The sequence below is a fragment of the Enterococcus sp. DIV1368b genome (assembly GCF_050529595.1).
In the GTDB taxonomy this organism is placed as follows: Bacteria; Bacillota; Bacilli; order Lactobacillales; family Enterococcaceae; genus Enterococcus_B; species Enterococcus_B mundtii.
The window spans coordinates 1743070-1755338 of sequence record NZ_CP172883.1; the positions used below are offsets into that span (position 1 = coordinate 1743070).

The 12269-nt window shown below is 38.3% G+C and carries 11 protein-coding genes; 1 reads left to right on the plus strand and 10 read right to left on the minus strand.

What is annotated here, in order from left to right; genetic code table 11:
- Positions 1–826: 826 nt before the first annotated feature.
- From IGJ19_RS08040 to IGJ19_RS08075, 8 genes are all read right to left on the minus strand, one after another.
- Positions 827–1069, minus strand: coding sequence for an LPXTG cell wall anchor domain-containing protein (locus tag IGJ19_RS08040; RefSeq protein WP_071866268.1), 243 nt, complete (start codon positions 1067–1069; stop codon positions 827–829).
- A 21-nt stretch (positions 1070–1090) separates the two neighbouring features.
- The gene (locus IGJ19_RS08045) at positions 1091–1693 is read right to left on the minus strand and encodes a hypothetical protein (protein WP_071866267.1); all 603 of its coding nucleotides are present in this window, start codon (positions 1691–1693) and stop codon (positions 1091–1093) included.
- 28 nt (positions 1694–1721) lie between these two features.
- A complete protein-coding gene (locus tag IGJ19_RS08050; RefSeq protein ID WP_081355904.1) occupies positions 1722–2246 on the minus strand; it encodes a hypothetical protein in 525 nt (174 codons plus the stop codon).
- Positions 2246–4453 carry a hypothetical protein gene (locus tag IGJ19_RS08055; protein WP_430603630.1) on the minus strand — a complete coding sequence of 736 codons (2208 nt, stop codon included), beginning with the start codon at positions 4451–4453 and terminating at the stop codon, positions 2246–2248. Before IGJ19_RS08055 ends, IGJ19_RS08050 begins: the two co-directional genes overlap by 1 nt.
- A gap of 190 nt (positions 4454–4643) precedes the next feature.
- Positions 4644–6572: a PTS fructose transporter subunit IIABC gene (locus IGJ19_RS08060; protein ID WP_430603632.1), complete on the minus strand. Its 1929-nt coding sequence runs from the start codon at positions 6570–6572 to the stop codon at positions 4644–4646.
- 18 nt (positions 6573–6590) lie between these two features.
- On the minus strand, positions 6591–7505 hold the full coding sequence (gene pfkB, locus IGJ19_RS08065) for a 1-phosphofructokinase (RefSeq protein WP_074799320.1): 915 nt from the start codon (positions 7503–7505) through the stop codon (positions 6591–6593).
- Positions 7502–8254 (minus strand): DeoR/GlpR family DNA-binding transcription regulator, encoded by a 753-nt coding sequence (locus IGJ19_RS08070; RefSeq protein ID WP_272017931.1) that lies wholly within the window; start codon positions 8252–8254, stop codon positions 7502–7504. Before IGJ19_RS08070 ends, pfkB begins: the two co-directional genes overlap by 4 nt.
- A gap of 252 nt (positions 8255–8506) precedes the next feature.
- Positions 8507–9832 carry a hypothetical protein gene (locus IGJ19_RS08075; protein ID WP_430603635.1) on the minus strand — a complete coding sequence of 442 codons (1326 nt, stop codon included), beginning with the start codon at positions 9830–9832 and terminating at the stop codon, positions 8507–8509.
- A gap of 126 nt (positions 9833–9958) precedes the next feature.
- On the opposite strand from IGJ19_RS08075, the gene IGJ19_RS08080 reads away from it, so the two are divergent.
- On the plus strand, positions 9959–10108 hold the full coding sequence (locus IGJ19_RS08080) for an SPJ_0845 family protein (RefSeq protein ID WP_181055308.1): 150 nt from the start codon (positions 9959–9961) through the stop codon (positions 10106–10108).
- 69 nt (positions 10109–10177) lie between these two features.
- Here IGJ19_RS08080 and yihA read toward each other — a convergent pair whose 3' ends face one another.
- Both yihA and clpX read right to left on the minus strand, forming a co-directional pair.
- Entirely contained in the window at positions 10178–10765 is a 588-nt protein-coding gene (yihA, locus tag IGJ19_RS08085) for a ribosome biogenesis GTP-binding protein YihA/YsxC (protein WP_029594239.1), read from the minus strand.
- 115 nt (positions 10766–10880) lie between these two features.
- A complete protein-coding gene (clpX, locus tag IGJ19_RS08090) occupies positions 10881–12128 on the minus strand; it encodes an ATP-dependent Clp protease ATP-binding subunit ClpX (protein ID WP_071866262.1) in 1248 nt (415 codons plus the stop codon).
- Between the last annotated feature and the right edge of the window lie 141 nt (positions 12129–12269).

The following is a 12269-nucleotide window of genomic DNA, read 5'->3' on the forward strand; positions in this document are numbered from 1 at the left end:
AGCAACTCACCTATTCCCCTTTTTTTGACAATTTCCTCCCGCTGATAATCTTGATTTTATTTATTTGAGTTATTTTGATCATAATAGTCATATGAAAACCTTCATATTGATTCAAGCAAGCCTTGCCCTTTATAGACAATTAGATCACGAACAATAATCTAGTAAATTTTTACTTGTTTTTCGTGCTTATCTATATTGATTAAAATTAGATTATAAAAAGATTGCAAAATAATGATACTACACTCCTTTATTTATAGTCAAAACATGTTCTATGGCAAAACGCTGAAAACGATTGTTATATAAACAACAAAAAATTAATTTCCCTCTATAAAAATGTTAAGAGAGGTATTATTTTAGCTAAACAGCCGAACCATTCACACTTGATCACTATTTATGGATGGTCAAAATAATACAAAAAATAACAAATAATTTTTTAGTCTCATAGATGAGACTCATTTTTTCCAAGGTTATTTATGTAATAAGTGCCGCATGAAATCTATCTATCGAGTCAACCGATTTTTGTCATTGGGAGAATTCAAATCAGTACGATATGTTACTAGTACGATATCTTTTATTCAAATTAAAATAAAACGTTACGAATGAATGGCTGTTTTCGATATATGGAATCGCTCTATTCACAACAGGTTTTCAATAGTGTTTACATTTCAATTGAAGCAAGCATGTGACCGCCCTAAGGTCTTTTCTATGACGAAAAAAGAACAGAAAAGAGATGTTAATCTTCTTTCTGCTCTTTTTACTTAAAACCTTCTCAATACCTAATGATTTGGATTTTTAAGGATTTGTTTTGTAAGTTTTATTTCTTGAATCAAGTATTGTCCAATTGATGTCTCAGAAACAATCCCCCTACGATCATAAAAATCAACACGAATCCTAAAAGTGAAAGATATATACCTGTTTGATCATTTGTCTGTGGCATTGGTTGAACCACCTTCACTTCTGTACGGGCCACCTGATTTCTTTCGGTTGTAGGCGATTCTTCGGGTACTGGTGCAAGTGTCGGTGTTTCTACACCTAGCCTCCCATTCAATTCAATCGTCGTAGTACTCATAGTATCTCCTCTAACTTAGGATTAAAAGTTCACGGCGTCTAATTGAAGTGTCAGTGTAAATGATGGATTTGCTTCTGAAATATTAGCTGATGTGACAGCACCACTATAGCTAAAAGTAGTAGAGGTCGGGTTTGATGTATCACCAGTAGCTGTCAATCTCCCCTCACGATTTGCTAAAGTGAATATCACTCCGGATGATTCAGGTGTGAAATCTTGCAGTTGACCGTTGGCGATCAATCTTCTTGACGCTGATAAAGGTGATGGCGAAACAATATCTAAGGCAGAGATAGCGGAATAATCGCCAGAATTGCTTGCAAAATTTTTAACAGACACTGCTACTGGTCGACCAGAATTATTGGCGATATTGTAGGTTGGTGAATTTATGCTGGTTGTGCCTGCAAGATTATAAAAAATTGTCGCAGTGTCCAGTGTGACATTGATCCAATTTGTATCACCTTCTTCGATTTCTTCTTCAGGATCTGTATTGTCCAACCCCAAAGAACCGTTAATTTGAATATCTGCCGTTGGTTCTCCAATAACATCCGATGCTAAAATCGTCGTTGGTGCAAACGCTCCCGCAGTTGTTCCTAAAACGAATACACTTGCTAATAATTTCTTTTTCATCCTAATATTCCCCTATCTAATGTATTTTTTATTCGATGACTAGTGTTACTCCAGCTGCTACTTGTCCTTTTTTCTGATTCGTATCTGGATCGTATAAGCTAAACATTGCTACAGATGGATGTTCTCCTTTCTCCAGTGACTGTTCAAGTGTTACCTCTTTTATTTCATACCCTGGCTGGATTGCGCCAGATGTATAAACAAGTTCATCATTACTCTGTTTTCGTATTTCCACATTGATGGGATGGCCATTTTCAAGTGGGTTCTTGATCATCAATTCACCTTGCAGCGTTCGGTGATTAAACGTCGCCTCTGGTGAAATCATTAGATTGAATTTACTTCTATCAACTGCTGTTTGCGATAATTCTAACAACTCTTCTTCTGAGATTCGTTGCGCATCTTTTCCATCTGGAAGGAATTCCCCGCTGACAAGTGTCACTGGTTCAGGTGTTTTTTGAAAGTAATATCGATAAATCAGCCAACCACTAATCAGTAATAATAGACTTACCAATATAATAATCAGAGTTTTCTTTCGTTTATTCATCCCTATTTCCATTAATCCACGTCTCCTTTTGCTGTCAAAGTATAAGTCAATCTAAAATCTGTTTCATGTTTCTTGAAAATCGATCCAGCGAATTCACCTTTTAAGAAAAGTTCTAATGGATCTTTTAAGAACGGTTCTAATGTGATCGCTTCCGGTCGATTTTCACCTACAATCAACGGCCCAAATGCTTGACCATCATTTGTACTCAACTTCAATAACAAATGATCCCCCTCCACTTCTGGTATCTGAACAACCAATGAAATTGTCGGATCAATCGAGTGATCAGCAATATGTGTCACTGTAAAATCAATGGTAAAATTACTATGGGTAATGATTGGTTGGCTATGTTCCTCTTGATGAAAAGTTCCAGCTTCACGAACTTCAAATATCTTTTTCAGAGGCACTTCTACATGTATCGGACTGCGGACAATCATCACTTCTTTTTCCTCCCATAAACTCTCAATCGATAAGGGCTCCATCTCTTGCCCTGCAACCGCTCCGTCAGCCATCTGTTGAAAAATCACTTGGACATACACATAATACGTACCTGCCCGTAATTGTTCATTCTGCCAAGACAAGCTTTTTGTATTTTCGACTGCCATCACTCCTGGTGTATCCGGGTTTGCTTGTGTAATCGCATCTTGGGCAGCAGGTGAGGTCACCGAATCTCCACTCCAAAGACGTTCAGTGCTAAGCTTATAGCGGACCTCTTTAATAATCTGACTTGTTGGATGAATCGTAGTCAATAGTTCACTTTTGCCGATCTGTACATTTGGAATGCTGTCCCACGTAAAATGAACACCTCTTTGATAAATCGCTTGTCGCAACCCTATGAGACTAAACTGATTGTCTGCCAAGATTTGTGTCGCCCTTCCTGGTATTTGCTTTTTCCCTAAGCCTTGGTCATGATCAAGATAATTAATCTGGTAATCTCCAGTAACACCTGGAACACCATCTAAGCGATTGAGCGTCATATCTCGGGCGAATAATCGATTGGTTGTACCGACATTTTCAAAATGGATAAACTCCGGTTCATCGACATTGAAAGTTACTGAATTACCTGAATTGATCGGGCCGTTGCTTAAGAATGTTGTTTGAGCGTCTCTACTGATATTGATCGTTGTAGCATGTGAATCGGAAAAATTAAGTGCCCGATTCGCTGTTTGTCGATAGAAGAATTTTGCGTTGTCAGCGATTGTAAAAATCAATGGTGCACCATGTGTCAAGTTTTGCTTTGATGAAAGAATTGACACTTCTGCCTCTTCTTCGATCACGACTTCTATTCGCCTATTACCTCCATTCGAACCTCCAGTACCAAATCCATGAATAAATCCTGAATCGATTTCCGTTTGATGATCAATCGTTGTTTTTGTACCTGAACCAAAAACAAGATTATAACCTTCCATAAATTCCTGGCTATTTGTTCCTGCTCGACTAGTAAAATGGTTCTCTCCTTTAAATATAAACGTCGACTCTTGATTCCAAGACAAAAGTGGTTGCGCACCTGTTCTTGCATAATAATCAACATCTTCAAAAACTGCCGTAAAGTTTATTCCTGATACATTTCCAGATCCAATAATTCCATAGTAGGTATTGTTGTCATAGATTCTTCCAGCGGCATCTGTCATGCTATTGCTTCCAAAATTCATATTTCTAAGTGTCACATGTACCCCAGATCTTTGGATTCGATATCCCGTATTAATCGCTGTACTACTAGAACTATTAGAGTAAAGCATGTGAAATCCCTGCCCGTCGACCACTAAATTTCTTCTTATCTCAAAGACATCTGAATCTTGGTACAAGATATGATTCGTCAGAACAATATGATAAACGCCATTTGAAGGACTTGAATTGATTGCTCTTAGCACATCACGTAATTCAGTAGCTGTTCCAGCAGTATAGGGATTTCCTTCAGTCCCAAGCCCATTCAAGGATTCAATTTGTTCAAATCCATGATTATTCACATCATCAGTCATCACATAGTCAAACGTTTCCCACTCGGTTCCATTTTCTAAATCTGATAGAATTTCTTCCTTTTGAATAGATAGCCCTTGTTCTTTTTCGTTATTTTTTGAATGTTCAAAATGATGGATATCTTCTCCTGCTTCATGAGAATCATTGACTTCAAATTGTATATCTCCAGCGTAATAATGAACGATTGGTAATAGACTTAAATAAAAAAAAACTAGTAATATAGATATTTTATTCATTATAATCATAATTACCTCCACATATTTTTTAAAAAAGAAAAAATTAGATAGATTAGATTTTGATTGCAAAACGATGATACTATGAAAAGAAGTAATAAGTCAACTTATTTGGTATAGTGTTTTTTTTAAAAAAAAGAATCTTACTAAAGAATTATACTTTAGTAAGATTCGACTATTTCTATTAAACAACTATACTATATCAAGCTTCAACAGCGGCAGGTGCTTTTCTTAGCCAACCATAGATAATACCGGAGACCACTGCACCAATTAAAATAAATACAAGATACATAATCGGATGACTTAGTAAGAAGACAACGAAGATCCCGCCATGTGGTGCTAGCAATTTGATACCAAAAGCTCCCACTAAACCACCTGTCAATGCAGAACCAATAATGAAACTTGGAATTGCTCTGATTGGATCAGCTGCGGCGAATGGAATCGATCCTTCGGTTACGAAAGAGAGCCCCATAACAATGTTTGTCAAGCCAGCATCTTGGTCTGTTTTACTGAATTTATTTTTGAATAAACGTGTTGCAACGAAGATAGCTAATGGTGGAACCATTCCTCCCGCCATAACGGAAGCCATCACAACACTACCACCCGTTGCGACAGTGGTTGCTAATGTTGCTGTACCGAACACATATGCTGCTTTATTGATTGGTCCACCTAGATCGGCAGCCATCATCCCAGCAAGTAATGCACCTAATAATGCAGCATTCGAACCGCTAAGTCCAGATAAGAAACTATTCAAACCATCATTGAGTGCTTTCATCGGTACATTGACCATCAACATCAAGAAACCGGTAATCAACAATCCGAATACAGGATAGAATAGAATCGTTTTGATTCCTTCCAGTGACTTAGGTAAGTTTTTGAATAATTTACGTAAGAAGACGATCACGTAACCTGCCAAGAAACCACCAATCAAGGCACCCAAGAACCCAGCACCGCCAGCATTTGCTAATGCTCCCGCTGCAAAACCAACGATCAATCCAGGACGGTCACCAATACTTGAAGCAATGAACCCTGCTAAAACTGGTAACATAAAGCCAAATGCGGCTTGTCCAATTTGATTGAACCAACTTGCTGCTTGGTTGTAATTCCCAAGGTTGGCTAATTGATCTTGTGGTACACCCATGAACTGGTCGACCATAAATGATAATGCAATGGCGATCCCACCACCGATAACGAATGGTAACATGTGAGAAACACCATTCATCAAATCTTTATAGATTCGTTGGCCGATCGTTCCATCTGCATTTCCTTCGTCAGAAGAATTTTCTTTTCCATCACCATGGAAAACTGGTGCTGAACCACTGACAGCTAAGTTGATCAATTCTTCCGTTTTTCGAATACCGTCACTTACTGGACGATTGACTAATTCTTTTCCGTCAAAACGATTCATTTCGACTTTTTTATCAGCCGCAACGATAACGCCATCTGCACGGGCAATATCTTCAGCAGTTAAACGGTTTTTGATTCCTTCTGAACCGTTTGTTTCAACTTTGATCTCAACACCCATCTCTTTGGCTTTTTTCTTCAACGCATCTTCAGCCATGTAAGTATGGGCGATCCCTGTTGGACATGCAGTAACTGCAACAACAAATTTTTTATTAGAAGAAGTCGCTGTTTGTGCTGCTTCTTCTTGTTCCGCTACCGCTTCTGCTTCTTTTTGTTGTTCCGCTGTTTGGAATAATTCTTGGACCTCTTCCGATGTTCCTGCTTCTTTTAATTTTCCAACAAAATCTGGATCGATCAACAAACGTGATAAAGCAGCTAATGCTTGCAAATGTGTGTCGTTTGCTCCTTCTGGTGCGGCGATCATAAAGAATAAGAAAGTTGGTTGACCATCTAGTGCTTCATAATCCACGCCTTTATTACTTTTCGCAAACAAAACTGTTGCTTCTTTGACAGCCGCATTCTTCGCATGTGGCATTGCAATGCCATCGCCCAACCCAGTGGATGTTTGAGCTTCACGAGCTAAGATCCCTTGTTTATAAGTTTCGATATCTGAGATACGACCTGCATCATACATTTTTTGGACCATTTCATCGATGGCGCCTTTTTTATCAGTTGCCTGTAGATCCATGATCATCGCATCTTTGATCATTAAGTCTTTGATTTCCATGATTTATCCCCCACGATATTAATCAATTTTTGTTATTTCTACTTCTGGTAATAATTCATCAATGAATGAACGAACCGCTAAATCATCCGAAAAAGCAGTTGCACTTCCACATGCCACGCCCCACTTGAAGGCTTCTACCGCATCTCTATGTTTGCTATATGAACCGATAAAACCAGCAATCATCGAGTCTCCGGCACCCACTGAATTTTTCAATGGTCGAACTAATACATTTGAACGGTAGGTTCCTTCTTTTGTAAACAATAAAGCACCGTCCCCAGCCATTGAGATCAACACATTTTTTACTCCTTCTGCTAGTAATTTCTTGCCATAAGGAATGATATCTTCAACGGAATGGAATGTCACATCATACAATTCAGCTAGTTCGTGATTGTTTGGTTTGATCAATAACGGTTCTTTTTTTAATGCTTCTTTCAAATCATCGCCGGTGGTGTCGATCACAAACTCAGCACCTTTTTCACGGATGATCTCAATCAATTCTTGATAGAATCCCGCACGTAAACTCGCAGGTGCGCTTCCTGACAATACCACGATATCGTCTGCTCCAACTGTTGCTAATTCTGCTTTCAAACGTTCAATGGCTTGATCTGAGATTGTTGGTCCTTGTCCATTGATCTCTGTTTCAGAATCAGACTTAAGTTTGATGTTGATCCGTGTATCTTCTTCCACTTGTGTAAAAGCTGTCGCGATTTGTTCTTCTTTCAACCAGTCAGAAATAAAATTCCCAGTGAAACCACCAAGAAATCCTAAAGCGGTCGAATCAGAATCGATTCGCTTCAATAGACGAGAAACATTGATCCCTTTTCCTCCAGGGACTTTGAAATCTTCGGTCATTCGATTTAAATCACCGAGTTTTAATCCATCTACTCGTACGATAAAATCGATGGATGGATTAAGCGTTACTGTATAAATCATTGATTTGCCTCCTTAATTGTCGTCCGTTCACTGTAGTCGTCAAGAAATTCTAGTGGACAACGCTCGGTTATGATCGTGGCATCTTGCAGTGGTGCAACAGAAACAAAGGTTTGCTTATTGAACTTCGTATGGTCAAGTAAAACATAACTATCTTGGGCATTTGTAATTGCTAAGCGTTTGACCGCTGCTTCTTCTGGATCTGGGGTAGTGAATCCACGTTCAAGATGAACGCCATTCATTCCCATAAATGCTTTATTAAAATGGTAATCCCGTAATTGGCCAAGTGTATTAGCTCCTAATACTGCATTCGTTGAGAGTTTCACTTGCCCCCCTAGGACGATCGTTGAAACTTGTAGATCAACTAGCGCAGCAGCATGTTTTACTGAGTTAGTTACAACAGTGATCCGTTTATCTTTTAAAAAGGGGATCATCTCTAACGTAGTTGATCCTGCATCAAGATAAATGACTTCTTCATCATTCACCAGTTCTGCTGCTAATCGTGCAATCACTTGTTTCTCATGAACGTTTTTGAGCGTTTTCTCGCTCATGTTTTGTTCAAAACCTAAAAGATCCTCTTTTTTTGCTCCTCCATGGATACGTTGCAATAACCCTTCATCTTCTAACTCTTGAAGATCCCGTCTAATCGTTGATTCAGAAGCATCTAACAAGACTACTAACTCTTGGGATTTGACAATTTTATGTTGTTCCAATAGTTGTAGGATTTTCTGTTTACGTTCTTCTGTAAGCATTTCCACGATCACCTCACGATAGATTCTAGCATATTTTGATTTAACATTCAACAAGATTCATTCAAAAACATTCAAAAACGATAAAATCCTGAATCTACAAATAACTTCAACTACAATAAGAAGGCATCCACAAAATCATGCTTCACTTTTTGTGGATGCCTTCTGACATTTTAGGTTTTAAACTAGCTTACGTTTTCAATTTTCTGATCGTCTCAGCACGATCCAGCTTTTCTTGCAAACGATTGAAATGAGCTAATTTTTCTGCATCAATAGATTCCCAGACAATTCAGCTTGATCTAATAAGACGACCCGGAGACGTTTTTTTCCTTGTACTGCGTCAAAGCTTAAACGTCCTCTTCTCTTGCGGATTCGTTTGAATTGGATCTCTGATAATCGATTGCGGATCTCTTCGATGGGAAAATCAGCTAAAAACTTAGTCGGCAAGTAAATACGTAATGAGGTCAAATAGTCTTGGTACATTTCATCGGGGGCTTCGACATTCAAGTATTCATTGATATAATAACTATAAGCATCGATCCCCTTGTCTAACATGAATGTTGGATCGATTACTTTATAACAGATCAACTGGCTATGGCTTTCATCGACCCATGGAAAAAATGCTTGACGATTAAGGACACCTCTCGCTCTTTTTTCTTTGTAATCGTAAGTAGCAAAATCATAGCTTCTTGTTACGAAAAATGTAGCTTTCTTCTTTTCTGTTGGTTGCATCAAGTGATTTTGATATTGGACAGCTTGTAAGGAATCCTGCGTATAGGCATACTCGACAAATGGCTCTTTCAGTAAACCAACGCCATTATCCCACGACAAATGATCAAAGCCTAATTGATCTCGATAGTATTGTTGAAATTTTAAATTTGCTTCACATTGCCAACGAAATGGGTCGCGATACAACTGGATACCAATTACTTGATTCTCATATTGGGTGACTTTCTCTACCTGTTGCATTTCCAAAAAAATCTCTTTAGGAATCAATCGATAGTAATATTGACTATAATACATTTCCCAACAAGAAGTAAAACAACGCCCTTCCACGATTAGATCATAACCGGAAAACTGGTTACAATCTACCTCGATCTGTCCATTTCGCCCTTTGATTTTAGGTAACTTCTCGATGTTCTCGGCAGATTCAAAGGATAAACGCTTTTCGATTTCTTTCGTATTATGATACAAATATTCTTCGACACTTCTAATGTAAGCAAAAATACCATTTTTTTGCATTTTAATTTGAAGATAGTTTCGAATCACCGATTCATTTTTTTGAAATGTCTGCCATAAAAACTGATAATCAATTTGGAGATGATGATAGCCAAATTCAAAACGGCAAGTAATACCATTCGCATAAATTTCCAACCAACCGATTTCTTCATCAGAGATTTCTTCTAAGGCTTTTTTTACTGCAATAAAGGTATATGGTTCTTTCGTATGACGAGAGGATTGGTAAAAATCAGGGGTAAGCAAGATACGAGTAAGCATGGACCAATCATAGGCTTCTTCTTTTTCGTTCGTACGATCTCTGGTCAAGACGAGACGGAGCATCATTTTTTCTTTCGTCACCACATTTCTCACCTCTCTCAAATCTATTTATAATCAAATTATAACGAATAATAAAAAAAAACTAAAACTTTTCGTCTTATGCCACCGATTGAGGAGGAGCATGTTAAAATAAAGAAAGAGGTGATAAACATGGGATTGAAATTTGAGCGTACAGACAATTTAGACAAACTATTTGAATCTTTTGGCGTTGATCCGGAAAAAACAGCTGCTTCGAAAGAAGAGATCGACCGTTTTTTAAAACCAAAGAGTGACCCAAAAAAAGACAAAAAAAAGAAATAAACAAAAAAGACTTGATACCTTAGCTTTTTGAAAGTTCGCCTTTCAACCTAAGTATCAAGTCTTATTTGTTTACTCGCTGATCGCGTCTTCGATGGCTTTCCACGCTTCTTCTTTTCCTTGTTTGGTTACAGAAGAAAATAAAATGAATGTGTCATTGCGATCAAAATTCAACGCTTTTTTAATTTCACTTTCGTGTTTGTTCCATTTTCCACGAGGGATCTTATCCGCTTTTGTCGCAACAACGATCACTGGGATATCATAGTATTTCAAGAATTCATACATTTGGATATCTTCTTGTGATGGTTTATGGCGAACATCCACCAGTGACACGACTGCTTTTAATTGTTCTCTAGATGTCAAATAAGTTTCGATCATCTGTCCCCACTTCGCACGCTCTGTTTTAGAAACTTTCGCGTAACCATAGCCTGGAACATCGACAAAATGCAGCGCATTTTCGATCAGATAAAAATTCAGGGTTTGTGTTTTCCCTGGTTTACCTGATGTACGAGCGAGATTCTTTCGATCGATCAGCGTATTGATAAAGGAAGATTTCCCGACATTTGAGCGACCTGCTAAGGCAATCTCTGGTAGATCTGTTTCTGGATATTGTTTCGGTGCAACAGCACTGATCACAATATCCGCATGATGGACTTTCATATGCTCTCTCTCCTTCAAAGCGGCAAAGTGGCTCACTCCCCCTCCACTTTCTTCGACAGAATGAAAAGGAGTAGTCGAAAAAGCTTCTAAAACTTTCACGACTGCTCCTTTCATTTTATCCCGCTTTTTTTTCTGAGTCTTTGTAAATAACTGTTGGTTTGCCGGTAAGTTCGGCAGCTTCTTTTGTAATGATCACTTTTTCGATCGTTTCATCAGAAGGAATATCAAACATGACATCCATCATGATTTCTTCGATGATCGAACGTAAGCCACGTGCACCAGTATTGCGCTCAATTGCTTTTTTCGCAATGGCTTTTAGTGCTTCTGGTTCAAATTCTAAAGCAGTGTCATCTAGTGAAAGTAATTTTTGGTATTGTTTCACTAACGCATTTTTCGGTTCCGTCAAGATACGAACTAAATCGTCGGTTGTTAGTTTTTCTAACGCAGCCATTACAGGTAAGCGTCCGATAAACTCTGGGATCAAGCCGAACTTCAATAGATCTTCAGGAATGATATGTTGCATGACACTTTCATTTTCTGAAAGTTTTTGGTTTTGTGTACCGAAACCAATCGTTTTCTCGCCCATACGATTTTTTACGATTGTTTCGATGCCATCAAACGCACCACCGACAATGAACAACACATTCGTCGTATCGATTTGGATGAATTCTTGATGAGGATGTTTGCGTCCACCTTGTGGCGGCACACTGGCAACTGTCCCTTCCAAGATTTTCAGTAAGGCTTGTTGTACGCCTTCCCCTGATACATCTCGTGTGATCGATACATTTTCGCTTTTACGTGCAATTTTGTCGATCTCATCGATGTAGATGATTCCTTTTTCCGCACGTTCAACATTGTAATCAGCAGATTGCAAAAGTTTCAATAAGATATTTTCTACATCTTCACCTACATAACCCGCTTCTGTCAAACTTGTTGCATCAGCAATGGCAAATGGTACATTCAATGTTTTTGCTAATGTTTGCGCCAAGAATGTTTTACCTGAACCAGTTGGACCGATCAGGCAGATATTGCTTTTTTGCAATTCGACATCATCGTTGTCTTGTGCTTCTTGATTGACACGCTTATAGTGATTGTAAACAGCTACAGCCAATGAACGTTTTGCACGTTCTTGTCCAATCACATAATTATCCAATACTTCAAGAATCTCAGAAGGTTTCGGTACTTCAGTAAACTCTCGTACTGCTTCTTCGTAAAATTCTTCATCAATGATTTCTTTACATAGGTCGATACATTCGTTACAGATGTAGACCCCCGGACCTGCTACGATTTTCTTTACTTCTTCCTGTGTTTTACCACAAAAAGAACAGCGTACAGTCTCATTACCACTTGGATTATCATACATGGTCTTCACCCCTTAACTTGCGTTGATTCGCAAGAAACTATCAAAGACTTTACAGTCTTTCCCTATCATACCATAATTTAAAAAAAAGCAAAAGTATCAAAGAAGTTTAAAACAAAACGAAAGAGTCTAGGCTTCATCTAA